The 23,981-nt window shown below is 70.5% G+C and carries 21 protein-coding genes; 9 read left to right on the top strand and 12 right to left on the bottom strand.

Annotation, left to right across the window (positions count from 1 at the left end; genetic code table 11):
- Window positions 1-73: 73 nt before the first annotated feature.
- Window positions 74-1,117, bottom strand: a complete 1,044-nt coding sequence (locus tag KYK13_RS02855) for a Virginiamycin B lyase (RefSeq protein ID WP_223641752.1) — start codon at window positions 1,115-1,117, stop codon at window positions 74-76.
- A gap of 113 nt (window positions 1,118-1,230) precedes the next feature.
- A complete protein-coding gene (locus tag KYK13_RS02850) occupies window positions 1,231-2,220 on the bottom strand; it encodes a substrate-binding domain-containing protein (RefSeq protein WP_223641751.1) in 990 nt (329 codons plus the stop codon).
- Between the two features lie 763 nt (window positions 2,221-2,983).
- Between KYK13_RS02850 and KYK13_RS02845 the strand changes: the two genes are divergently transcribed.
- A complete protein-coding gene (locus KYK13_RS02845) occupies window positions 2,984-4,225 on the top strand; it encodes a hypothetical protein (RefSeq protein ID WP_223641750.1) in 1,242 nt (413 codons plus the stop codon).
- On the opposite strand, the gene KYK13_RS02840 is transcribed toward KYK13_RS02845, so the two are convergent.
- The 3 genes from KYK13_RS02840 to KYK13_RS02830 all read right to left on the bottom strand — a co-directional run bounded on the left by KYK13_RS02840 (window position 4,209) and on the right by KYK13_RS02830 (window position 6,472).
- Window positions 4,209-4,637 carry a DUF1160 domain-containing protein gene (locus KYK13_RS02840; RefSeq protein WP_223641749.1) on the bottom strand — a complete coding sequence of 143 codons (429 nt, stop codon included), beginning with the start codon at window positions 4,635-4,637 and terminating at the stop codon, window positions 4,209-4,211. The genes KYK13_RS02845 and KYK13_RS02840 overlap by 17 nt on opposite strands.
- A 308-nt stretch (window positions 4,638-4,945) precedes the next feature.
- On the bottom strand, window positions 4,946-5,221 hold the full coding sequence (locus KYK13_RS02835) for a hypothetical protein (RefSeq protein ID WP_223641748.1): 276 nt from the start codon (window positions 5,219-5,221) through the stop codon (window positions 4,946-4,948).
- 702 nt (window positions 5,222-5,923) lie between these two features.
- Window positions 5,924-6,472 (bottom strand): hypothetical protein, encoded by a 549-nt coding sequence (locus KYK13_RS02830; protein ID WP_223641747.1) that lies wholly within the window; start codon window positions 6,470-6,472, stop codon window positions 5,924-5,926.
- A 283-nt stretch (window positions 6,473-6,755) separates the two neighbouring features.
- Between KYK13_RS02830 and KYK13_RS02825 the strand changes: the two genes are divergently transcribed.
- Both KYK13_RS02825 and KYK13_RS02820 read left to right on the top strand, forming a co-directional pair.
- Window positions 6,756-6,962 (top strand): cold-shock protein, encoded by a 207-nt coding sequence (locus tag KYK13_RS02825; RefSeq protein ID WP_014393434.1) that lies wholly within the window; start codon window positions 6,756-6,758, stop codon window positions 6,960-6,962.
- A gap of 201 nt (window positions 6,963-7,163) precedes the next feature.
- Window positions 7,164-7,577 (top strand): hypothetical protein, encoded by a 414-nt coding sequence (locus KYK13_RS02820; RefSeq protein WP_223641746.1) that lies wholly within the window; start codon window positions 7,164-7,166, stop codon window positions 7,575-7,577.
- Window positions 7,578-7,746: 169 nt separating this feature from the next.
- Here the strand turns inward: KYK13_RS02820 and KYK13_RS02815 are convergent, their stop codons facing one another.
- The 4 genes from KYK13_RS02815 to KYK13_RS02800 all read right to left on the bottom strand — a co-directional run bounded on the left by KYK13_RS02815 (window position 7,747) and on the right by KYK13_RS02800 (window position 13,557).
- Window positions 7,747-10,866 carry an efflux RND transporter permease subunit gene (locus tag KYK13_RS02815; RefSeq protein ID WP_223641745.1) on the bottom strand — a complete coding sequence of 1,040 codons (3,120 nt, stop codon included), beginning with the start codon at window positions 10,864-10,866 and terminating at the stop codon, window positions 7,747-7,749.
- Between the two features lie 61 nt (window positions 10,867-10,927).
- Window positions 10,928-12,037: an efflux RND transporter periplasmic adaptor subunit gene (locus KYK13_RS02810; RefSeq protein ID WP_223641744.1), complete on the bottom strand. Its 1,110-nt coding sequence runs from the start codon at window positions 12,035-12,037 to the stop codon at window positions 10,928-10,930.
- Window positions 12,034-12,798: a TetR/AcrR family transcriptional regulator gene (locus KYK13_RS02805; RefSeq protein WP_223641743.1), complete on the bottom strand. Its 765-nt coding sequence runs from the start codon at window positions 12,796-12,798 to the stop codon at window positions 12,034-12,036. The genes KYK13_RS02810 and KYK13_RS02805 overlap by 4 nt, the downstream gene beginning before the upstream one ends.
- Window positions 12,799-12,855: 57 nt before the next feature.
- Window positions 12,856-13,557 (bottom strand): DUF2293 domain-containing protein, encoded by a 702-nt coding sequence (locus KYK13_RS02800; RefSeq protein WP_223641742.1) that lies wholly within the window; start codon window positions 13,555-13,557, stop codon window positions 12,856-12,858.
- 131 nt (window positions 13,558-13,688) lie between these two features.
- Between KYK13_RS02800 and rnz the strand changes: the two genes are divergently transcribed.
- Window positions 13,689-14,612 (top strand): ribonuclease Z, encoded by a 924-nt coding sequence (gene rnz / locus KYK13_RS02795; protein ID WP_223646499.1) that lies wholly within the window; start codon window positions 13,689-13,691, stop codon window positions 14,610-14,612.
- Window positions 14,613-14,653: 41 nt separating this feature from the next.
- On the opposite strand, the gene KYK13_RS02790 is transcribed toward rnz, so the two are convergent.
- Window positions 14,654-15,175, bottom strand: a complete 522-nt coding sequence (locus KYK13_RS02790; protein ID WP_223641741.1) for a hypothetical protein — start codon at window positions 15,173-15,175, stop codon at window positions 14,654-14,656.
- A gap of 215 nt (window positions 15,176-15,390) precedes the next feature.
- Here KYK13_RS02790 and KYK13_RS02785 point away from each other — a divergent pair, with 215 nt between their 5' ends.
- Together KYK13_RS02785 and KYK13_RS02780 are read left to right on the top strand one after the other, a co-directional pair.
- Complete coding sequence (locus KYK13_RS02785) at window positions 15,391-16,164, top strand: rhomboid family intramembrane serine protease (RefSeq protein WP_223641739.1); 774 nt, start codon at window positions 15,391-15,393, stop codon at window positions 16,162-16,164.
- A 107-nt stretch (window positions 16,165-16,271) separates the two neighbouring features.
- Entirely contained in the window at window positions 16,272-17,678 is a 1,407-nt protein-coding gene (locus KYK13_RS02780) for an NAD(P)/FAD-dependent oxidoreductase (RefSeq protein WP_223641737.1), read from the top strand.
- Window positions 17,679-17,690: 12 nt separating this feature from the next.
- On the opposite strand, the gene KYK13_RS02775 is transcribed toward KYK13_RS02780, so the two are convergent.
- A complete protein-coding gene (locus KYK13_RS02775) occupies window positions 17,691-18,347 on the bottom strand; it encodes an HAD family hydrolase (protein ID WP_370645275.1) in 657 nt (218 codons plus the stop codon).
- Between the two features lie 94 nt (window positions 18,348-18,441).
- On the opposite strand from KYK13_RS02775, the gene KYK13_RS02770 reads away from it, so the two are divergent.
- The 3 genes from KYK13_RS02770 (at window position 18,442) to KYK13_RS02760 (ending at window position 21,921) form a co-directional block, all read left to right on the top strand.
- Window positions 18,442-19,323, top strand: coding sequence for an AraC family transcriptional regulator (locus tag KYK13_RS02770; RefSeq protein ID WP_223641733.1), 882 nt, complete (start codon window positions 18,442-18,444; stop codon window positions 19,321-19,323).
- A gap of 33 nt (window positions 19,324-19,356) precedes the next feature.
- The gene (locus KYK13_RS02765; protein WP_223641731.1) at window positions 19,357-20,109 is read left to right on the top strand and encodes a hypothetical protein; all 753 of its coding nucleotides are present in this window, start codon (window positions 19,357-19,359) and stop codon (window positions 20,107-20,109) included.
- Window positions 20,110-20,220: 111 nt separating this feature from the next.
- Window positions 20,221-21,921 carry an amidohydrolase gene (locus KYK13_RS02760; protein ID WP_223646498.1) on the top strand — a complete coding sequence of 567 codons (1,701 nt, stop codon included), beginning with the start codon at window positions 20,221-20,223 and terminating at the stop codon, window positions 21,919-21,921.
- On the opposite strand, the gene KYK13_RS02755 is transcribed toward KYK13_RS02760, so the two are convergent.
- Window positions 21,922-23,943: a hypothetical protein gene (locus tag KYK13_RS02755; RefSeq protein WP_223641729.1), complete on the bottom strand. Its 2,022-nt coding sequence runs from the start codon at window positions 23,941-23,943 to the stop codon at window positions 21,922-21,924. It abuts the gene before it with no gap.
- Between the last annotated feature and the right edge of the window lie 38 nt (window positions 23,944-23,981).

The raw sequence follows: 23,981 nt of genomic DNA, 5'->3' as shown, positions 1-23,981 counted from the left end.
CTGTCACTCTTTGACAAGTCTTTGCAACACCTGACGTCACGAATCCGCATCAATCCGTGGCACAGGCGCTGACTCAGGGCGTCGCGACCACCTGGAGCTTGCCAATCCGGTCACCAAACCGCTCCGTGAACCAGACATTGCCATCCAGACAGAAGAATCCAGCGGGGCCGAGCGTAAGGCCAGCCGGGAAGACATCCGGCGTGAGGAGCGCGAACTCGGTGATGGCTCCGGCGCGCGTGATGCGGCCCACCTTGTTGCCGAACTGCTCGACGAACCAGACGTTGCCGTCGGCGCCCAGGGAGAGCGCGGAGAGGCCGCTGTCCGGCGTCGGCACGGCGTACTCCGTCACCACGCCCGCGGGGGTGATGCGGCCCACCTTGTTGCCGAACTGCTCGACGAACCATATGGCGCCATCCAGGCCCGGGATGATGGCGGTGGGGCCGCTGTCCGGCGTGGGGAGGACGAACTCACGCACGCTGCCGTCCTTCGGGGTGAGGACGCCAATCTTGTTGCCCGCCAGCTCGGTGAACCAGATGTGGCCGTCCACGCCCACGGTGATGCCACGCGGCTGGGACGCCGGGGTGGGGATGGCGTACTCGGTCACCACGCCCTGGGGCGTGACGCGGCCAATGCGGTTGCCCGTCACCTCGGTGAAGTAGACATTGCCATCCAGGCCCGCGGTGATGCCGAACGGTGACGAGCCCCGCTCCGGCAGGGAGAACTCCGTCACCACGCCCGCGGGCGTGATGCGGCCCACCTGGTCCACGCTCAGCTCGGTGAACCAGAGGTTGCCGTCCAGGGCCGGCGTGAGGTTCTGGGGCGAAGCGGACGGCGTGGGCAGCGCGAACCGCGTCACCTGTCCCTCCCGGGTGACGCGGCCAATCTCATTGCTGCCGGCCAGGGTGACCCAGACCTTCAGGTCCGGCCCCACGGTGATGCCCAGGGGCTCCGAGCCCACGGGAAGGGCTATCTCCCCCTGGGTGCCCACGACGCCGCCGGGCTGACGGCACACCCAGGGGGCGCTCGCGGAGAGGGATTCAGACGGGGTGGAGGCGGCGAACGCGGGCGCGCCCAGGACCAACGAGGAGGCGACGAGCAGCGAGCTGAAGGAACGCATGGTTTCGGGTTCTCCGGATGGGGGAGACGGCGGTGCTCCACGGCGGAGAGGCCGGGAGAGGGATTCCCCCTCCCAGCCTGGTGAGGCCTTGCGCGTGGGACTTCAGCGACGGACTACTGGCAGGCGCCGGCGCCCTTGCCGTCGTTGTTCACGCCGCCGCACTTGAGCGGACCGGTGGCGTCGCAGGCGATGAAGCCCTGGTTGACCAGGATGTTCTCGAAGGCCTGCTTGTTGGCGGCGCTGTAGGCCCACGCGTAGAGGATGCGCTCGTTGCTGGAGCGGGTGTTGGTGGTGCTCTCGTTGAGGAACAGGCCGCGGGAGAGCGGATAGGCGTTGGCCTTGTCCGTGAGGAACTTGCGGACGTTGGTGGCGTTGGGGGCGATGCCATTCACGGTCAGCGCCCGGTTGCCCGTGCGGGCGGCGGAGTCACCGGAGTAGCCGATGGCGTTGGCATCCGTCGCGGTCAGCTTGCCGATGCAGTTCGTCGCGCTCGTCTCCCCCGCGCAGGCCGCCGGAAGGGCGCCGTCGGCGATGACGGTGACGTCGGAGCAGAAGGTGCCGCCGCCCACCAGCGTCTTGAAGGTGTCGGTGGTGCCGGACAGGTCGTCGCGGCGGTACTTGGTGAGGGTGCTGGCGCAGGAGCCGGGGATGGCGACGCCCGCGCTGTCCGTGGCGAAGAACATCTTGCGCAGGTCCGCCAGGGAGATGTCGGTCACCGGGTTGGCGGTGTTCACGAACGCGTTCACCGCGTCCAGCGCGATGATGTTGCTGCGCTCACCCGTGCGGCAGGGCGCCTTGAAGTCGCGCGACATCGGCGCGAGCGCCTGCTGCTTCGCGGTGCAGTAGGGCGACGAGCCATCGCGCACACAGCCCTCGCCCACGCCCGAGCCCTTGCCCTGGACGTTCAGGTTCGCGCCCGACGCCAGGCTGGCGGCGATCATCGCGTCCTTCAGGGTGTCCGACCCGTAGAACTCCCGGTTCGGGCCCAGGTCCTGCGCCACCGTCTCCAGCTCCGGCGCCGCCGCGGCGTCCGACGCGCCACCGCAGCCCACCGCCGACATCGCAACCACCGCAGCGGACATCACCCACGTCATCGTCTTCATGGACAGCTCCTGGTTGGTGCGTGATTCAGGTTGAACGGCCCCCTGCGCCCGCCCGGGTCCCCCCGGACAGACCCCGGCCCTGCCGCGTCAAGCGGTCACGAAAACGTGGCGAGGGCGGGAGAAACGCCGAACCCGGAGCGTCCCGGATTCGACGGGACGCAAGATGCCGCAATGGCAGACAGCGGGGTGACTCAAACGCGTCAAGAATTCGCGTTGGGCAGGTCACACCGCGCGAGCGGATTCTTCCAACACCTCTCGTGACGAACGCGCAACCCGGTTGCGGGAGCAACCCCGTCGCGAACGTGCCCCGCCTCACCGCTCCACGACGCCGGGCGGCGCCGGAAGCCAGACACCCGGCGGCCGGGCGCGAGTGATGACTTTCACGCAGTCCAGCGACCTGTCCGAACGTCTGGGCGTTTTTTCACCCTGGCTCGCCCCCACGAGCAGGAGTTTTTTCAGACAGGCGGACAGCTCCTCGCGCCGCGGGGGTGGGGTTCTTTCGGATTCCCGAGGGAACACCTTTGCCGGGACACGTTGGCCGCGCGCTTGCACAAGGACTGGGCGCGGTTGAAGGGCGGGGGAGTCGGGGTCGGTGGTGGGGCTGGGACCGGGACGGGGGGCGGCGGTGGCGTGGTTTCGGATGGCGGTGTGCGTGGGGGGGCTCTTCCTCGTGGGGTGCGGGGAAGCCCGGGCCACGGCACCGCGCATCCCGGTGCTTGGCGAGGTGGGTGGACAGGTAGCGCGAGAGGGCGAGGAGGCCCACGTGTGGTCGCGGACCCTGATGGTGGGGGACCCACAGGCTCCGCACGCGGTGGTGACCTCCGACGGGGACGTCCTCGTCGCGGCGACCTATCAAGAGCCCATGGACCTGGGGGCGGGGCCCCTGCCCTTCAATCGCAACGTGGTGGCGCCCCACCTGCTGGTGGCGCGGTATTCGTCAGACGGCACGCTGAAATGGGCGAGGGGCTGGACGCCCCAGCACGCGGGGCGTGCGCGCGTGGGCGGCCTGGCGGTGGACGCCGAGGGCCACGTCTTCCTCACGGGTTTGTCCGCGGGCTTCACCCGCGACGGCGCCACGCTGCCAGAGGGGCCGTTCCTGGCCCGGCTGGACGGCGGTGGCGCGCTGGACTGGGTGCGCTCGCTGCCGGGGGAAGGCCCGGTGGCGGTGAATGGCGTCACGTCCGACCATGAAGGAGGCGCGGTGCTGGTGGGGGACTTCGCCGGCGCGCGCGACCTGGGAGAGGGATTGAAGACCACGCCCCGGGGCAGGCACGCGGGCTTCGCGCTGCGCGTGGGGCCCAGGGGCGAGCAGCGCTGGAGCCGCGTGTGGATGCCCACGGGCGAGGGCGAGGTCTCCGCGCGGGCGGTGGCGGTGGATGACTTTGGCGACGTGCACGTGGTGGGCGGCTACGCGGGGGCGGTGTCCTTTGGAGACGCCACCTTCGTCACGGTGCGCCAGCACACGCCCTTCGTGGTGAAGCTCACGCGCGACGGCGACCCTGTCTGGAGTCACGACGTGAGAGGCACGGACGGCACGGCGGTGTCCGTGGCCGTGGGGGCGGACCGCGTCTTCGTGGGCGGCGGCTTCAGCGGCCGGCTGTATTTCCAGGACACCTTCCACCGCGCGGACTCGCGGGACGGTTTCCTGCTGGCCTACGACGCGCGCGGCGGCCAGCGGTGGGCGCGCACCTTCCCCACCGGCGCGCCCCTGGTCGCGACGGACGACGCGGGCCAGGTGACGGTGGCAGGCGGCCATGACGGTGGCCCCGCGCTGGGCGGAGGCAACCTGCCGCCGGGCCTGTACGTCGCGAAGCTGTTGCCGGAAGAGGGCACGTCGCTCTGGGTGCGCGGGTTCGCGAGCCCCGGCACCGTGGCCCTGGCCCGGGCCGTGAGCGTGGACGCGTCCGGGAACGTGCTGCTCGCCGGCGGCTTCAACCGGCCCGCCCCGGAGGACGGGCCGTCGCGGCGGCTTCAGGACGGCTTCGTGCTCAAGCTGAACCCTTGAAGAACTGCTCCTGGATGATGGCCTCCAGCGCGTGAACCTCCTCGTCGGTGAGGAGCTCGAAGTGCGACGCGCGCTTGGTGGCGGACAGCCTGCCCTTGTTGTGGAGTGCCACCTGGATGAACAGGTTCAACTGGCGGTCCGGCATGTCCACCACCTGCTCCATCTGTTCGCGGGCCTGACGGTAGCGGACGATGAACTCCAGCTCCTTGCGGAACTCCGTGCGGATGGTTTCGTCGGTCCATGCATAGAGGTCCTCCGCCATCCGCGTGCAATCGATTGCACGGTACAGGTTGCGGGTCTTGCCCTTCACCGTGACCTGCCACTCCTCGTCACGCGTGTAGCCGACCTGCTGCATGAGCGGGACGCAGAAGGACTCCAGGCAGGCGTTGTACTCGGAGCGCTTCTGCAGCATCACCGCGGAGACGGGGAAGATGAGCCCCTGAGGCGTGAAGCCCGAGCGCGACAGGAGGAGCGGGTCTCCTTGGCGTAGAGATAATTGACGGCCCGACGGAGCGCGTCCTCATCGTACTCCTCCATGAGCCGGGAGGCCTGCTTCGCCAGCTCCAGGCTGGCGAAGCGCTCAAGCTTTTCGGTGCGCCGCACCATGGGGCAGCATCCCACGGTACCCAACAGATTGTTGATGACGCGATGGCGCCGGCTCCGTTCATCCGTGGCGGTGAAGTACTCCTGGGGGTCCAACATGTTTCCGGTGAGGAACTCTTAGAGGAACCAAAGCCGCCGCGAGTACTGCCCGGTAGGCCGTTGCTGGATGTGCTCCTTGAGGAGTGGTTCCAGCACTCCCCTTGGCACCTTCTCAAACAGGGCGGAGAGGATTTCGAGCGACACCCCCTCGTACTTGAGCGCGAACTCCAGCTGAGCGAAGAGCCCTGGTTCCGGAGTGTAGGCCTGGGGATAGATGACGATGCTCTGCCCTCCCTCGACGCGCTCGCGCCTCCCCCCAGGAGCGACAAAGGACACCTGGTGATGCGGCAGCACGACGAGCTCATGCTCCAGGATGACCTGGGCATAACCGATGGGCTCTGCTCTGGGAGGAAGGTCAACACCCAGGCGTGCACGAATCGTTCGAGAGCGCTCTGACGGCGGAAGCGCGGGCATTGGGTCACGCCAACCGGGCTACCCGGCACGTCATCCGGGGAAGGAACGGGGCTGCCATAACGTGAGAGCGACTCAAGAAATCGTTCGTTCCAGAGGACCCGTATGCAAACCGCTCAAGCGGCTCCAAAAATCGTTCTCTTGAGGGCGAGCGTGCTCAAAACGTTTAGGTGGCTCCAGAAATCGTTACGGAGGGGATTACGTCCACCAAAACGATTAGGGGGCGCCAGGAAGCACTCATTTCGAGCAGAGCAGGATCCCCTGCCGCAGCCTGCTCACCCCCCAGTCTGACGCTCGGCTCGCTCAGTCTCCCAAAGCGCGGCCCATCAGTCGCCCCACGTCAGGGCAGCCAATGATCATCTCTCGGGGCTCACGATTCCATGAAGCCCCGGCGACATTGAACAGGGGACACCCAAGCACGCGGGCTGCGATTTGTGCTGGAAGCCCGCCATCGAGACTTGATGCTGACCACCCAGTCCCAAGATGACCAGCAGCGTCGCCGCACCGAGACACCGAGCCTCAGTCTTCCGTGGAACGACTGCGCCCCCATTACTTCCGCCCGGCGCTCTTGCCTCGCCCGTGACATCAGGCCCCGATGCCCTCGGGGTCCGTGGCCAGCTCGCCGCCCAGGTGCATGCCCGTCTGGCAGCGGTAGTCCGTGACGAGCGACACGGCGAGCACCTTCACGCCCAACAGCACGTGCAGCGCCGCCGCCACGGGCGAGCGCTTCGCGTACCCCAACACGAAGGGCGCCAGCACCGCGCCCAGGCCATAGGCGTAGTCCGCCAGCTCGTGCGCCTCGATGGGGATGAGCTTCGTCAGGCTCAACCGGTAGTCCGTGAACAGCGACACGCCCACCGCGGCGCCCCCCAGCGCCCAGCCGGCTGCCTTCGCCGTCCTGTCGCCAGACGCGCTGCCCACCACCGCCAGCGCCGCCCCGCCCACGTAGTCCAGCACCGAGTGCATGTCCTGCGGCAGCCAGCGGCGCAGCGGCAGCCGGCCGAACAGCGGACGCGACAGGATGCCCGCCGCCGCGCTGTGGTCCCGCAGCCGACGCCACTCGCGGCGCAGCGCGCCCTCCGAACGCGGAGGAACAGGGGGCAGCAGCGGTTCGGGGCCTCGGACCTCGTACATGACGTGACTCCTCTCCCGGCCGTGGTGGCCTTGCCCGGAAACGGTAGCCATGCCCTCACACCCGGGCGCCGGAGCCGCCCCTCCCCCTCGCCCGCCTGCCTGTGCCAGCAATGGGTAGGGCGGAGGCCTACCCCTCGAACTGTTGGCTGCCGAGCAAGGGGGCTTCCACCCACCCCTCCCCGCCGGGCAGACTGTTGTCTGCACTCAGGCCCTCACATTTCGAGAGGACCGACCGCTCTCGAGCGGTGGGTGCCGCGCCCCACCAACAAAGAGAAGACGATTCATGGCTACTGGTACGGTGAAGTGGTTCAACGATGCGAAGGGCTTTGGCTTCATCACTCAGGACGGCGGTGGTGAGGACGTGTTCTGCCACCACAGCGCCATCAACATGGACGGCTTCCGCACCCTTCAGGAAGGCCAGAAGGTGGAGTTCGAGGTGACGCGCGGCCCCAAGGGCCTGCAGGCGCAGAACGTCCGCGCAGTGGGTTGATCCCAACCCGCTCCGGGTCAAACCCAGAGCACCGGAGCCCGGTCCCGCTCACGCGGGCCGGGCTTCTTCATTTTTACAACCTGCCGCGACGGAAAAACGCGCAATCCCTTTCAAACCTTCCACCCCGCCGGGAATCATGGGGGGCTGGTGAAAGTCCGAAAGACGTCTGTTAGGCTTTGAGCCGCGAGGGAGGGCGCACCTATGTTCGAAGTCACCAACGATGTCAGCCGTCGGACCATCACTGCCCGGATGAGCGGTTTCATGCGTCCGGCGGAGATGAAGGAGTACGTGGCCGTCTACAAGAAGGCCACGGATAGCTACAACGGAGGGCGGCACCTGGTTCTGGCCGACATGCGGGGGCTTCGCCCGCTGGAGCCGGAGTCCGCGAAGCTGTTCTCCGAAATCGTCGACCACGGGCGCAAGAACGGCTGCGTGATGTGCGCGCACGTGTCGGACTCCACCATCGCGCGGCTGCAGACGGCCCGCGTGGCGTCGGAAGCATCCCCCAATGACGACATCACCGTGGATTGTGTGTCGTTGGAGGAAGCGCAGAACCAGCTCGCCAAGGCGCGCGTGCGCCTGCTGAGCGGCGAAGGCATGGCGGCTGCGCGCTAGACGTCTCCCGGGCAGGACGTCCGCGAGTGCCCCGTCTCCGGCGTGAAGCCCGGAGCCGGCGGCCTCCCGCGACAGGACGTCCACCCAGGACCTGTTTCATCCCCCTTGTCTCAAATGAAAGGCGCGGGTGACGACACCGTCACCCGCGCCTTTGTTCTTCCAGGGGACCTCAGGCCGCGCGGTCGTGCGCGGCGGGCGCGTCCATGGGCGGCGCGGAGAGCGGCCCGTCCGCGCGAGGCTTGCGCTTCTTGAAGGACAGCTTCTCCATGCCCGCGAACACCACCGGCACCACCAGCAGCGTGAGGAAGGTGGAGGTGATGACGCCGCCGATGACGGAGATGGCCATGGGGGCGCGGAACTCGGAGCCGATGCCCGTGCCCACGGCGGTGGGCACCATGCCAATGGCCATGGCCGCGCTCGTCATGAGGATGGGGCGCAGGCGGCGGGGGCCGGCCTTGAGCAGGGCCTCGTCCACGGAGTCGCCCTCGCGCAGGTGGTGGAGCGCGCCGTCGATGAGGAGGATGGCGTTCTTCGTGACCAGGCCCATCAGCAGGATGACGCCAATCATCGCGCCCATGCTGAGGTGGTGGTTCGTGACGACGAGCCCCAGCAGCGCGCCCACGAGCGCCAGCGGCAGCGACACCATGATGGTGAAGGGGTGCTTGAAGGACTCGAACTGGCTGGCGAGCACCATGTAGATGAAGACGAAGGCCAGGCCGAACGCGATGCCGAACGCGTCGTTCTGTTCATCCAGGCTCTTCATCTGGCCGTCGTAGACGATGGCGTAGCCGGGCGGCAGGGGCTTCTGGGCGATGGCGGCCTTGAGCTTCGCGGCCACGTCACCCAGCGCGGCGCCCTTGGCCAGCTGGGACACGACGGCCACCTGGCGCTCGCGGTTCTCGTGCTCGATGACGCTGGGGCCGTTCTTGAGCGACACGTCCGCCACGTCCGTCACCTGGTGCAGGCCGCGGGGCGTGGCGATCATCAGCTGGCGCACGCGCTCCGGCGTGGCCCGGTCCTCCTCGCGCAGGCGCACGCGGATGTCGGTCTCGTCCGTGCCCTCGCGCAGCTTGGCCGTCACGTCGCCGTCGATGGCGAGCCGCAGTTGCGCGGCGAGCGCCCCGGCGGACAGGTCCATGTCCGCGGCGCGCGCGCGGTCGACCTGGATCTGCAGCTCCGGCTTGGCCGGGTTGGAGTCCACGCGCACGTCGGAGGTGCCCAGGGTGCGCAGGATGCCGGCGATGCGCTCGGCCTCCTCGTTGACGCGCTTCAGGTCCGGGCCCACCACGCGGACCATGATGGGGAACCAGTCCCCCAGGCCCTCGATGGACGGCGGGTCGGACAGGGTGATGGCCGTGGAGACCAGGTTGGGGACCAGCAGCGCGCGGGCCTCCTCCTTGAGGGTGGCGATGCTCTTCGTGCGCTGCTCCTTGCCCACCGTGAGCACGCGCATGCGCGCCTTGTAGACGTCTCCGTTGGGCCCCACGGTGGTGTAGATGTCCGTGATCTCCGGCAGCTGCTTGAGGAGCGTCTCCGCCTCCGCGGCGCGCTCCGTGGTCTGCGCGAGGTTGGCGGAGTCCGGCAGCTGCAATTCAACGATGAGCTGCGAGCGGTCCTCCGCGCTCATGAACTCCACGCCCAGGCGGCTGGCGGCGCCGAAGGACAGGACCAGCGCCAGCACGGTGAGGCCCGCGGTGGTCCACTTGTGGCGCAGCACCCAGCCCAGGATGCGCGAGTACGTGGACTCCGTGGCCTCCAGGAAGCGGCGCAGCGCGCGGAAGACGGCGGGCTCGTGCTGGCGCTCCCCCGGCTTGTGCGCCTTGGCGAAGCGCGCGGACAGCATGGGGTCCAGCGTGAAGGAGATGAACAGCGAGATGAGCACCGCCACGGAGATGGTGATGCCGAACTGCTTGAAGAACTGCCCCACGATGCCGGGCATGAAGGCCACGGGGATGAACACCGCCACCAGGGCCAGCGTGGTCGCGAGCACCGCCAGGCCCACGTCCTTCGTGCCGTGGTACGCGGCGCTCATCGGGTCCTCGCCCTGCTCCAGGCGGTGGGTGATGGCCTCACGGACCACCACCGCGTCGTCGATGAGCAGACCGATGGCCAGCGACAGCGACAGCAGCGTCATCTGGTTGAGCGAGTAGCCCAGCACGTACATCACGAAGAACGTGCCAATGACAGACGTGGGCAGCGCGAGCGCGGAGATGAACGTGCCGCGCGGGTCCAGCAGGAACATCAGGATGATGAGGACGGCCATCAAGCCGCCGAAGATGAGGGCGACCCACACCTCGTGGGTGTTGGCGCGGATGAGGTCCGACTGGTCGATGAGCAGCGTGGCCTTGAAGCCCTGCCCCACCACGGGGCCCATCTGCGCGAGCGTCTTCTTCACCGCGTCGCTGACGCTCACGGTGTTGGAGCCCGGCTGCTTCACGATTTCGAGCACCACGGCGTCGCGGGCGTTGAGGCGCGCGGTGGTGCGGCGCTCGGCGACGCCGTCCGTGACGGTGGCGATCTCCTCCAGGCGCACCTGCGCGCCGGTGCTGCCCCGGGCGATGGGCAGCTTTCGCAGGTCCTCCACGCTGGTGAACTCGCCCATGGCGCGCACGGTGAGCTCGTTGGGCCCCAACTGCAGGCGGCCCGCGGGAAGGTTGAGGTTCTCCATGGCGACGCGCTGGGACACCTGGGAGGGCGTGATGCCCACCGCGCGGGCCTTGTCCAGGTCGATGTCGACCTGGATTTCGCGCGTGTCGCCGCCGGTGATGCGCACCTCCGCCACGCCGGCCAGCTGCGCGAGCGCGGGCTTGATGCGGTCATCCAGCAGCTTGCGCAGCGACTGGGAGGTCATGTCCGCGGACACGGCGTAGGTGAGGATGGGCGCGGCGGACAGGTCCACGCGGCTGACGATGGGCGCGTCCGCGTCCGTGGGCAGCTTGTTGACCGCCTGCCCCACCTTGTCGCGCACGTCCTGGACGGCGGTGTCCAGGGCGGTGCCCAGCGTGAAGGACACCACGACGGTGCCCACGTTCTCACGGCTGAAGGAGTGGATCTTGTCCACGCCGCTGATGCCGGCGACCGCGTCCTCCAGGGGCTTGATGACCTGGGTCTCGATTTCGCCCGGGCCCGCGCCCTTGTAGAGGGTGTTGACCACCACCACGGGGAAGCTCACGTCCGGGTAGAGGTCGGTGCCCAGGCGCTTGAGGCCCATCACGCCCAGCACGATGAGCAGCAGGGACACCATGGCCGTGAACACCGGCCGTCGGATGGAGACGTCACTGAGAATCATGGGAAGAGCTCACGCACGCCGCGCACGGAAGAAGGCCGCGGCGAAGAAGGGCGGCTTGCGGCTACTTCACGGAGACGCGGGTGCCGGGGGTCAGGGTGGGCGTGGGGTAGTCCACCACCTGCTGGAGGACGGCGGCGGCGCGCACCACCACCTCGCGGTCTCGGCGCTCCAGCACCTGCACGTCCACGCGCTGGAGGGCGCCGTCGCTGACGACGAGGACGTGGTCCCCGTTGGAGGAGGACAGCGCCGTGGTGGGCAAGAGCTGCGCGTCCTGGGTCTCGCCCAGCTTCAGCATGGCGCGCGCCAGCGTGTGGGCCACGAAGCGGCCGTCCGCGTTGGGCACGGCGATCTCCACCGGGATGCGGCGGGTGGTGGGGTCCGCGGAGGGCAGGATGGTGCGCACCACGGCCTCGTCGGTGGACGCGCCCTGCCCCACCGCCGTCACGCGCACCTTGGTGCCCGGCTTGAGCAGCGCGCGGGCCCCTTCCGCCACGGTGGTGCGGAAGATGAGCGTGTCCAGCTGCTCCAGCGTGAAGAGCGGCGAGCCCGGGGCCACCGTGGCGCCCGTCTGGTCCGGGGACTCAATCAGGGTGCCCGCGAAGGGCGCCTTCAGGTCGTGGCGGCGGCGCGCCGCGCGGGCCTGCGCGAGCTGCGCCTTCGCGGCCAGCACCTGCGCCTGGGCCTGCGCGGCGGCGGCCACGGCGTTCTTGTGCTGCTGGTCGCTGACGCCTCCGCCGGTGCTGAGCTTCTCCGTGCGCTCGGCCGCGTCCTGCGCCATGGAGGCGGCGGCCTCCGCGGCGGCGACGGCGGCCTCCGCGCCGGCCACCTGCGCGTCCGCGATTTCGGCGTTGAGCTGGGCGAGCGTGTCGCCCTTCTTCACGGCCTGGCCCTTCTGCGCGCGCACCACCTCCAGGCGGCCCCCCACCTCGAAGCCGACCTGGAGGCCCTGGGCGGGGTACAGCGTGCCCGTCACCTCCTCGGACTGCGAGGCCTGCACGCCGCGCGCGGCGACGACCTTCACGGCCGGCGCCGGCTTGTCCTGGCCGGTGGCCGCGGCGGCGGGGGGCGGCGAGGACGCGTCCGCCTTGTCGCAGCCGCTGAGCGCGAGCGTGGCGGCCACGCCCAGGGCGGTGAGGGCGCGGGAGGCGGAGGGCTTCGTGGAAGGTTTCACGGGCGTTTCCTTGAAGGGCGGTGCGGGTTGGCCGCGCGGGCGGAGCGCCGGCGCGTGGAAGGCGGGGGGGCAGGGCGGGCGAGGACGGCGGCGGGCCCGGGCACGGCCTCGCGGGGCAGCGTGCCCTCGTGCATCAGGCGCTGGAGGCCCACGGCCCAACTGGCCAGGTCCGGCTTCTGCGTCAGCCGGCCCATGCGCCGGGCCAGCAGCAGGTACGTGCCGACGACGAAGGAGCCGAAGAGGCTGGGGTCCACGTCCGGCGTGTCCGGCTGCCGACCGCGCAGGTGGTGGAACTCGCGCGCGATGCGCTCCACCTCGCGGTCCACCACGTCCCACATGACGGACTCGAAGGCGGTGCCCGCGCTGCCCACGATGAGCGCCGTGACGAGCTCACGCTGCTCCCACATGAGCTCCAGCATCTCCACGTCGAGGCAGGCCTCCATGCGCAGGAACTCGCGGTAGCGCTCCGTGCGCGCGGCGACGTCCCCAGGGCCCGGCAGGCCGCCGTGCTGGGCGCAGAAGCCGTCCATGCGGGACTTGCGCTCCGCGGCCAGCCGCTCCAGCGCCGCCAGGAAGTCCTCCACCAGCGCCGCGAAGAGGGCCTCCTTCGAGGGGAAGTGCAGGTAGAAGGCGCCCTTGGACAGGCCGCTGGCGGCGGTGATGTCGCTGATGCGCGCGCCCGTCACGCCCCGCTTCGCGAACTCCGCCCGCGCGGAGGTGACGAGCGCGCTGCGGGCTTTCGGGTCTGCGGGGCGGGGCATGGCGGCGCATTCCTAACCCGCCGGTCAGAAATAAACCATTCGTTGCTGAACGCCGGGTCAGGAATCCGAGGGGCGTGTCGGCGGAGGGCGCAGGAGGGCGGAGCAGAGCGGACACGCGGGCGGGGCGTGGGGGGCGTCCCGGCGGTGCAGGTCCAGGACGGCGCGGGAGATTTCCGCCAGCTCGCGGCGCACCTCGCGGCGGGCGCCCTTCACGCGCTGGATGCGCATGTCGTCATAGCTGGTGGTCTGGTGGCGCATCCAGGCGATGACGGCGGCCTCCGCGCGCCGCTCAATGGGGATGCGCTCCGTGCGGGCGACAGTGCCACTGCCCACGGGGGTGGCGTGGCCGGCGACGAGCACGGCCAGGCGCTTGGCGTGGGGGAGCCACGCGGGGCTGAAGGCGAGGAAGCGCAGGACGGCGTTGGCGAAGTCGACCTCGTAGTCGGCCTGCTCCCTGGCGCGGCGCTCGCGGCCCTGGGCCAGCTTCCTGGCGTAGGCGGGGGTGGCGCGCTCCGCGTCCAGGGCGGCGCGGGCCTGGACGATGTGGGCCTCCGGCGCCCACACGCCCCGGGAGAAGAGCTTGCGGCCCACCTTCTCCACCACGGTCCAGGTGGGGCCGGCGGCCTTCACGCGGCGGGTGAGGCCGGCGTCGCCGGGGGGGAGCAGGGCCCAGCCGGCAGGAACGGTGAGCAGGCGGCCGTCCGGGGCTTTCACCCGGCGGGGGTCGGCCGTGGGGCCGACCGTCAGGGAATCAGTCATGGGGGCGGGTCCGAAAGGGCCGGCTGCATAGCACGCCCCTTCGCACCCTGGTAAATGCCCCCGGGAACGCGCGCGCGGAGGACGGACTCCGCGCGTGCGAGGAGGCCACTCTCGACGTGGGAAGCGCTGGCATGTCGCTCTTGAGGCTCACCTTCCTCGGCACCTCCGCCGCGCAGCCCACCCTGCATCGGGGCCTGTCCGGCCTGGCGGTGAAGGCGGACGCGGACCTGCTCCTGTTCGACTGCGGCGAGGGCAGCCAGCGGCAGATGGTGCGCTTCGGCACGGGCTTCACCGTGGACGCGGCGTTCTTCACGCACTTCCATGCCGACCACTACCTGGGGATCATCGGCTTCCTGCGCACGCTGGGGATGATGGGCCGCACCGCGCCCATGCACCTGTACGGGCCGCCCCCGGCGCGCAGGCTCCTGCACCAGGCCGTGCACCTGGGGCTGGAGTCACTGGCCTTCCCGGTGGAGATCCACGAGCTGAAGGACGGGGACGTGGTGCGCCGCAACGGCTACGCCGTGCAGGCGGTGGGCGTGGACCACCGCATCCACGCGCTGGGCTACGTGCTGGCGGAGGACGGCCGCCCGGGGCGCTTCCACCTGGAGAAGGCGCGGGCGCTGGGCGTGCCGGAGGGGCCCTCCTTCGGGAAATTGCAGAAGGGCGAGGCCATCACCCTGCCGGACGGGCGCGTGGTGAAGCCGGAGGACGTGCTGGGAGAGGCCCGGTCCGGGCGGCGGCTGGTGCTTTCCGGCGACACGCGGCCCTGCCCGGCGCTGGTGCAGGCGGCGAGGGACGCGGACCTGCTGGTGCACGAGTCCACCTTCTCCGACGACGAGCAGGAGCGCGCCGTGGAGACGCGGCACTCCACCGCGCGCGAGGCGGCCCAGGTGGCGCGGGACGCGGGGGCGAAGCGGCTCATCCTCACCCACCTGTCCAGCCGCCACGACACCGACCCCGGACGGCTGCTCGCGCAGGCGCGCGAGGCGTTCAAGGGGCCGGTGGAGGTGGCCTTCGACGGCCTCACCGTGGAGCTGCCGCTGCGCGACTGACGTCCCCGTCGCGCAGGCGGCGTGCGCCACGGTGGGCGGGGCTAGTCGATCTTCTGCGCCTCGGCCTTGAGGGCGGCGGCGGCTTCGGGGTCCACCTTCTGGAGCAGCTCCCACTCCAGCTCGGAGTCGCGCTTCATCTGGGAGTTGCCGGCGCCGACCGCGGTCTCGCCCATGTCCTTGCCGCGGCCGCTGGTGTCGTCCGCGGCGCGGGACTCGGAGCGGTCCTGGCGGCGGAACTCCACCGCGCACTGGCCGGGCCCGCGCTCGAAGCCGCGCACCAGGTAGCGCGCGTAGGAGGTGCCCAGGGAGGACGGGGCGCTGGTCATCAGCCACTCCGTGGTGGTCTCGAAGCCGGTCTGGGTGTTCGTCACGGAGAAGCCCTTCTCCTTGATGAGGGCGAGCGCCGCCGGCCACACCTCCGCGATGGGCTTGCGGTAGACGTGCCCCATGGCCTTGTCCTCCAGGTACGCCTGCTGGCGGCGCGCGGCGCAGCCGCTGAAGGCGAGGGCGAGGACGGACACCACGAGCAGCGCCGAGGCGCGGGACGATTTCGACGGGTTCATTGCTCCGGACTCCATGAGTGAGATGACGGCTGCGGAATTTCGCCCGGCACGGGCCCGGAAGCCAAGTCCAGGTCCGCACCGGGAGGGGTCACCCACACCGGGCAACCTTCGTTTGGTAGAGCCCCTCGGCCTTCCGGTGATGCGTCCGGCGCCGCACATCCGCGCGCACGAGGCCGTCCGCGGGGCCGCGGACGGGGCCATGCTGGCGGGCGGACATGATTCCCATCAGTGACGACAACCCGACCCTGCGCACCCCGGTGATGACGTACCTGCTGCTCGCGGCCCTGGGGCTCGCCTGGGTGTTCCTCCAGGGCGCGGGCTTCAACGTGGAGGCGCTGGCCACCAGCATCTGCGAGCTGGGCCTGGTGCCCGGGGAGCTCACCGGGCGCGCGCCCCTGGGACAGGCGGTGCCGCTGGGGGACGGGCTCGCGTGCGTCGTGGACGACGAGCCCATCAACCGCCTCACCCCGCTCACGTCCATGTTCCTGCACGGCAGCTGGGGGCACCTGCTGGGCAACGTGCTGTTCTTCTGGGTCTTCGGCAACAACATCGAGGACAGCATGGGGCGCCTGCGCTTCCTCGTCTTCTACCTGGTGTGCGGGCTGGTGGCGGCGGCGACGCACGTGGCGGTGGACCCCACGTCGCCGGTGCCCACGGTGGGCGCGTCCGGCGCCATCGCGGGCGTGCTGGGCGCGTACCTGGTGCTCTACCCGCGCGTGCGGGTGAACATGCTGTTCATCATCTTCATCCTCATCCGCGTCATCCCCATCCCCGCGTGGGCCGTGCTGATGTGGTGGTTCGTGCTCCAGGTCATCACCGGACTGCCGCAGTTGATGACGCTGCGGCCGGACGTGTCCGGCGGCGTCGCCGTCTGGGCGCACATCGGCGGGTTCGTGGCGGGCATGGTGTTGATCAAGCTCTTCGAGAACCCCCGCTACACCTCCCAGCGCACGACGTGGCGGCACCGCATGCACCCGGACCACCCCTGAAGCCCGCAGGGCGGACGGCCGGGCAGGCGTCCCCCAGGCACAAGATGCGGACGCGCGCGAGCGCCCCGACATTGGAGGGGTGTCCTTCGCGCCGTGAGGAGGCGGGCATGGGGGCGGACGAGAAGTCGAAAGAGCTCTGCGTGGAGGCGCCGCCGCCGCGCAAGCGGGTGCTCATCCTGGGGGGCGGCTTCGCCGGCATGTACGCGGCGCTGCACCTGGAGCGGCGGTTGGGGAAGCGGGACGACGTGGAGGTGACGCTCGTCAGCCGCGACAACTACTTCCTCTTCACCCCCATGCTCCACGAGGTGGCGGCGAGCGACCTGAACGCGACGGCCATCGTCATCTCGCTGCGCAAGCTGCTGCCCCACCTGACGTTCGTGGAGGGCGACGTCAGCGGGTTGGACCTGAAGGCGAAGAAGGTCACGGTGGCGCACGGCGGGCTGGACGGGCACACCCACATGCTGGACTCCGACTACGTGGTGCTGGCCATGGGCTCGGAGACGAACTTCTTCGGCAAGTCCGGCCCGCGCGACTACGCGCTGACCATGAAGACGCTGGGCGACGCGATGCTCCTGCGCAACTGCCTCATCGACCGGCTGGAGGAGGCGGACGCGGACTGCGTGACGGCGGGCGCGCGCGACGCCATCGTCACCTTCGTGGTGGTGGGCGGCGGCTTCGCGGGGGTGGAGACGGCGGGCGCCATCAACGACTTCATCCACGGCGCCCTGCCCTTCTATTCCAACATCCAGCACGCGAACGTGCGCGTGATGCTGGTGCACGGCGGCAAGGAGGTGCTGCCGGAGCTGGGCGAGGACCTGGGCGCGTACACGCGCAAGAAGCTCATCGAGAACGGCGTGGAGGTGCGCACCGGCATCCACGTGAAGGACGTGACCGAGGCGGGCGTGGAGCTGCCGGACGGCACGGTGGTGCCCACCAAGACGGTGGTGTGGACCGCGGGCGTCACGCCTCCGTCCCTGCTGGAGGACCTCCCGTGCGAGAAGGAGCACGGCCGGCTCAAGGTGAACGAGCGCATGGAGGTGCCCGGCTTCCCCGGCGTGTGGGCGCTGGGCGATTGCGCGTCGGTGCCGGACATCACCAACGGCGGGAAGCCCTGCCCCCCCACCGCGCAGCACGCGCTTCGCCAGGGCGTGACGGTGGCGCGCAACGTGTGCGCGGCGCTGAAGGGACAGCGGGGCAAGGCCTTCCGCTACCGGATGCTGGGGCAGCTGGCGGCCATTGGCCAGCGCTCGGGCGTGGCGCGCATCCTGGGGCTGAAGTTCTCCGGCACCTTCGCGTGGGTGCTCTGGCGCACCATCTACCTGCTCAAGCTGCCGAGGCTGGAGACGAAGGTGCGCGTGGCCATGGGCTGGACGCTGGACCTGCTCTTCCACAAGGACGTGGTGCAGGTCATCAGCCCGCGGGAGTTGGATCAGCTCACGCTGCCGGCCCTGCCGCTCGACAGCCGCCAGCAGGTGCGCCAGGTGCGGTCGCTCCAACCGCAAGCCCAGCACTGAAGGCCGTCCGGCTCAGACGAGCGGCGGCAGGTGGTGCAGCAGCCGCTCCAGGTCCGGCTGGAGCTCGTCCGGCGTGGCGGTGGCCAGCTCCTCGCGAGGGTGCGTGCCCCAGGTGACGGCGTAGGTCTTGAGGCCCGCGGCCTGGCCCGCGCGCAGGTCCAGCGTGGTGTCGCCCACCATCCACAGGCCGCCGGTGCCCAGCGCCTTCAAGGCATGGTGGATGACGTCCGGCGCGGGCTTGTGCGGAAAGCCGTCCGTGCCCTGCACGTGGTGCAGCAGGCCGCCCAGTCCCATCGCGTCCACGAAGCGCCGCGCCATGTCGCCGCGCTTGGTGGTGGCGACGGCGAGCAGGTAGCCCCGCTCGCGCAGCGTGCGCAGGACGCGCTCCACGCCGGGGAAGGGCCGGGAGCGCCGGTGGAAGTTGAGCGGGTAGTGCTCGCGGTAGGTCACGCAGAGCGAGGTGGCGTGCTCCGGCGCGAAGCGCGTGTACATGTCCTCCAGCGGCTGGCCGATGAGCGCGCGCACCTCCGCGACGGGAGGCGCCGGAAGGCCGTGGTGGGTGAAGCCGTGGAGGAAGCTGTCGATGATGTCCGGCAGCGAGTCCACCAACGTGCCGTCCAGGTCGAAACAGATGCCGCGAGGGGTGACGGTGCTCACCCGCTGCTCCATACGCCCTCCGGGGCCGCGTGTCCTGGTCCGTCCGCTATGCTTTCACCCGCCGTGCGTTCCCTGTCATGAAGGGTGCGCGGCACCAGGGGGAGCCATGCGACGCACGAAGCAAGGGGACGGCTTCTGGGTGGCGCCCGAGGTCCCGGGCGTGGAGCTCCATCAGGCGACGTACACCCGGTGGACCTTTCCCAAGCACTCGCACGACGCCCTCTCGCTGTGTGCCTATGACGCGGGCGCGGAGTCGCTGCACCTGCAGGGGCAGCGGGTGGTGGCCTCGGTGGGCAGCTTCCTGGTCGTGCCTCCTGGAGAGATGCACGAGGGCCGCGAGGCGGACTCGAGCGTCGGGTGGGCGTACCGGATCCTCTACGTCCCGCCCTCGCTGCTCATCCGCGCGGCGGAGGAGACCGGGGCGCCTCCGGGCACCCTGCCCGGCTTCGCGTCTCCCGTGCTCCAGGACGCGGCCCTGATGGAGCGCTTCACCGCCACCTTCGACGCGCTGAAGGACGGCGGCGTCTCCCACCTGGAGCGAGAGGAGCGGCTCCTGGGGTTGCTGGTGGCGCTGCTGCGGCGGCACGCGGGTCTGCCCCAACGGCGGCGGGCGACCGCGTGCGCGCGGGGCGTGAAGCGGGCGCGCGAGTTGCTGGAGGCACACCCCACGCGCAACCTCTCCCTGGAGATGCTCGCGCGCGTCGCGGACCTCAGCCCGTGGCACCTGGTGCGCGCGTTCCACCGTCAGTTCGGCCAGACGCCGCAGGTGTTCCAGCGGGCCCTGCGGCTGCGGCTCGCGCAGGAGTTGCTGGGGGGGCCGCTGCCCATGGCGGAGGTGGCGCTCGCGGCCGGCTTCACGGACCAGAGCCACCTCATCAAGCACTTCGGCCGCACCCTCGGCGTCACGCCCGGCGAGTACCGCGCCGCCGTGTACGCGGGGCGTGGACCGCGCAAGCACGTACAATCCGGCGCGCCCGTGCGTCCGTAGTTTGGAGCCCTCTTCTCAAGGAGGGGTCCACACATGCGGAAACACCTCATCACGGTGGCGGTGCTCATGGGCTGGCTCATGGGTTGCGCGCCGGACGCACTGCCCGACGAGACGGCACCGGAGCCCGCCGCCTCCGAGGAAGCGCTGGACGCGGAAGCCTGGACGCGAGGCGCGGTGGTGCTACCGCCAGGAGCCCGCGTGTACGGCCGGCCCATCAGCGCATGGGCGAAGGAGTGGTACCGCTGGCACTTCCGCGTTCCAGCGGACCGCAGCCCCATGCTGCGGCTGGAACAGGACTGCGACGAGGACCAGGACGGCCCCGTCTTCTTCGTGCCCACCTACGACCTGGACACCACGTACCAGCGCACCTGCCGCGTCCCCCGGAACCGGCCTGTGCTGGTACCGCTGTGGGTCATCATCAATGACTATCCGTGCCCCGACCCGTCCTTCGAACCGGCGCCGGGCCAGACGCTGGAGGACTTCCTCCGCCAGGGCGCCATGGACTTCAACAACGGCACGCAGGACCTGGTGGTCACCGTGGATGGCCGGCGCGTGGACACCCGCCGTCATCGACATACGAGCGGCCTGTTCACCTTCGACGCGGACCCCAGCCTCGTGGGGAGGATTCCGGATCCGTGCCTCGTGGGGGGCGAGCAGCGCGGCGTGACGGACGGGTGGTGGCTGATGCTCCAGCTCGCCCCCGGGAAGCACGTGGTGCGAGTGCAGGCCCTGGCTCCCTTCGGCGCGCCCATTGATTACACATACACGCTGCGCGTGGGGCACTAGAGCACCGGGCAGGCTCGTGGAACTGGCCGTCGCGCGGGGCGTGCGTCAGAGTGCCCCGCGACGTCCCGGGACGGACTGCCCGGGCGAACGGTCATGGCGGGTGCGCGGATGATGCGAGGACGTCTCGGTTGGATGCTGGGAGCGCTGGTGCTGTGTGCGGGCGCGGGCTGCTCGCGGCGCGTGCCGGAGGGAGCGCCCACGGAGCAGGCGGTCGCGGGCGCGCCCACGGTGTACGTGGCCCGACGCATCCGCACGCTGGACGCGGCGAAGCCGGAGGCCCAGGCGCTGGCCGTGCGCGACGGCAAGGTGCTGGCCGTGGGCACGCGCGAGGAGGCGCTCGCCGCGGCGGGCCCCACCGCGCGCGTGGTGGAATTGGGCGATGCCACGGTGGTGCCCGGCCTCACGGATGCGCACGGGCACCTGGCGGGGCTGGGCCAGGCGCTCTCCGGCGTGCGGCTGGAGGGCACCACGTCACTGGACGAGGTGCGCCAGCGGCTGGAGAGGGCTCCCGCCACCGCGTACCAGGGCGACTGGCTGGTGGGGCAGGGCTGGGACCAGAACGACTGGGCCACGCCGCGCTTCCCCACGCTCGCCGACATGGGCGAGTCCCTGAAGGCCACGCCCGTGGTGCTGTGGCGCATCGACGGCCACGCGCTGTGGCTCAACGGTGAGGCGCTCAAGCGCGCGAACATCACCCGCGACACGAAGGCCCCCGAGGGCGGCACCATCGTGCGGCTGCCGGACGGCGCCCCCAGCGGCGTGCTCATCGACAACGCCATGGACCTGGCGCTGAAGGCATTGCCTGCGCCGACGAAGGAGCAGCACGCGTCGCGCATGCGCGCCGCGCTGGAGCACTGCGCGCGCGTGGGCCTCACCGGCGTGCACGACGCGGGCATGGACCTGCGGACGTTCCGCCTGTTCCAGGCGTGGGACCAGGCGGGCACCCTGTCCCTGCGCGTCTACGCCATGGCGGATGGGCAGACGGATGACCGCGTGCAGTACCTGAAGGACGGCCCGTTCCAGGGGAAGCTCCTGACGATGCGCGCGGTGAAGCTCACGCTGGACGGCGCGCTGGGCAGCCGGGGCGCGGCGCTGGGCGCGGCCTACAGCGACGAGCCCGGCCACCGCGGCCTGCTGCTCCTGTCGCCTGAGGAGTACGCCTCGCGCGTGCACGCCTTCGTGGGCCGCGGCTTCCAGGTGGCGACGCATGCGATTGGCGACCGCGCCAACACGCTGCTGTTGGACACGCTGACGCGGGAGCTGGGGGACCCGAAGACGAAGGACGCGCGCCCTCGCGTGGAGCACGCGCAGATCATGACGGCGGAGGACATCCGGCGCCTGGGCGCCAACGGCTTCATCGCGAGCGTGCAGCCCACGCACGCCACCAGCGACATGCCCTGGGCGGAGAAGCGCGTGGGCTCGGAGCGCATCCAGAACGCCTACGCGTGGCAGAAGCTGAAGGGCGCGGGCGCCGTGCTGGCGCTGGGCAGCGACTTCCCGGTGGAGCGGCCGGACGTGCTCGCGGGATTGTACGCGGCGCGCACGCGGCAGGATGCCAGTGGTCAGCCGCCGGGCGGGTGGCACCCGGACCAGCGCCTGAGCGGTGAGGAGGCGCTGGAGGGCTTCACGGTGGGCGCGGCCTACGCGTCCTTCGCGGAAGGCCAGCGCGGCCGGCTGAAGCCCGGCATGGATGCGGACTTCGTCGCGCTGTCGGTGGACCCCGTGGACGCGCCCCCGGCGGACCTGCTCACCGGGCAGGTCCGGCTGACGGTGGTCGCGGGCCGCGAGGTGTTCCGCGCGGACGCGAAGTAGCTACAGGTCCGCTTCGTAGGAGAGCGACTCGATGCGCTGGGTGACCTCCGCCTGGAGGCGGGTGCGCTCCTGCTCGAGTCGCTCCAGCTCCCGGCCGATGGCCTCCAGCCGGTCCTCCTGCGCGTTGAGCTTGGTGACGAAGCGCTCCACCAGCTCGCGCTGGGACGCGCCGCTCTTGAGCGAGTCGATGTTGGAGCGGATCCGCTCCTGGTCCTTGAAGAGCTGGGCGCGCTCCTCGTTGAGGCGCTGGAGGTCGCGGGCCACGGTGGCCTGCTTCTCGCGCATGGCCACCACGTCGCGCAGGGCCTGGGCGACGCGCGGGTCGATGTAGTGCGAGTCGAGGAAGAACGTCACCTCCTCCAGCCCCACGTTGCCCAGGTAGTACTGGCGGTGGCCCCGGGTGCGCTCGGTGATGACGAGCGTGTCGGAGGTGCCCGGGGCCAATTCGCGCTTGAAGCGCCAGAAGCCGTCCGTGGTCTCCGCGGGGGCCGCGGTGTCCTTCAGCTCCCAGCCGGTGCGCGGATGCTCCACGAAGAGCACCTGGGGGCGCTTCGCCTTGTTGCGCGCGAGGACCTTCGTGCGGCGCTGGTGGAAGAACTCCACCACCAGGGTGCCCCGGGTGAGCCGCGCGCGGAACACCGGGCCGTCCTCCTGGTCCTCCTCCACCGACACGACGCAGGACAGCTCCACGGCGTAGGGGACGAAGCGCGTGTCGTCGGGCTTGAGGGTGTCGAGCATCGCCTCGCCCACGTAGGTCTCGTCCTCGGTGATGGTGACGGGGCCGCCCTCCAGCGTGAGGCCGGTGGTGTTCTTGAACTCGATGCAGGCCATCGGGTTCTTCTCGCGCGTGGCGCGGTTGTAGAGCAGCACGCGCCGGCCCTCGAAGGGGCGCTGCAGGATGGGCACGAGCGCGCTCTGGTTGCGGTGCACGGTGACGGGGCGGTCCACGCCATACTCGAAGAGGTCCCCCACCTCCTTGGTCAGCGTCGTCACGGCGGTGCTCTGCTCCAGCGTCTCGCGCATGCCGCGTCCGGTGCCGCCCACCCTGGGGCCGCCCTTGGCGCGCATGCGGGGCGCCGGTGCGGGCGCGGCCATGGCGGGCATGATGCCGGACGAGGACGCCATGTCGGCGGAGCCGAAGGAGCCCTCTTCTTCCGCGTCCACCATGGGCTCGGCGACGCTCTCGTAGGCCTCCTGGGGGATGACGGGCGCGACGCCGGTCTCCGAGCGCACCTCCACGACGGGACGGCGCAGGTAGCGGGGGTTGTAGAGGTCGTGGACGAAGGACACGGGCAGGCCCGCGATGAGGGACAGCTCCACGTCCACCCAGTCCTCGTCACCGGTGTTGTCCACCATGGCCCAGCCCTGGAGCAGCGGCGGCTGCTTCTCATCCAGGAGGATGCGGTAGCTGGTCTTCCACACCGGGGACTCCAGCACGTAGCTGACGAACAACTCGCGCGAGCCCTCTCCGGCGGTGAGGATGGACAGCCGCTTCGAGTCCTTCTTGTACGAGGACATGACGGTGGCCAGGTAGAACTCCAAGTCCTTGCGCACGGCCTCGTCGAGGAACTCCAGCTCGCCCAGCTCCAGCACGTCGAACGTGCGCAGCGACGCGCCGACGAGCAGCGTGAGGAAGGGGCGCACGACGCTCGTCTCCCCCTGGACGACGGGCAGGGACTCCAGGCCGACGATGGCGCCTTCCACCTGCGCACCACCGACGCGAGCGCGGACGCGGGCCCCCTTCACCTGGCCGAGCAGCGCGGTGAGGCTGCCGTGTTCGGGGATGCGGATGGTGGCTTCGGAGAGGAGCTGCTCCAGGGGCTTGGTGGAGTCATAGCTCACGGCGGACACGGAGCCGCCGTTCAGGTCCAGCACGGTCATGGACTTGAGGACGTCGTTCATGTCGCGCGCCTTGAAGTCCAGGTGCGCGGTCTCGCTCCCGGTCACCTTCCCCCGGCGCTCGAAGTAACCGACGCCGTGCTTGTAGAGGACGACACGGCGGATGGACAGGGGCGAAGGCATTCGCGGAGCTCCGGGTGCGGTGTGATGGCGCCCCTGGT

This window comes from Corallococcus sp. EGB, assembly GCF_019968905.1.
Lineage (GTDB): Bacteria > Myxococcota > Myxococcia > Myxococcales > Myxococcaceae > Corallococcus.
This window is presented reverse-complemented; position numbering and strand designations above follow the sequence as displayed.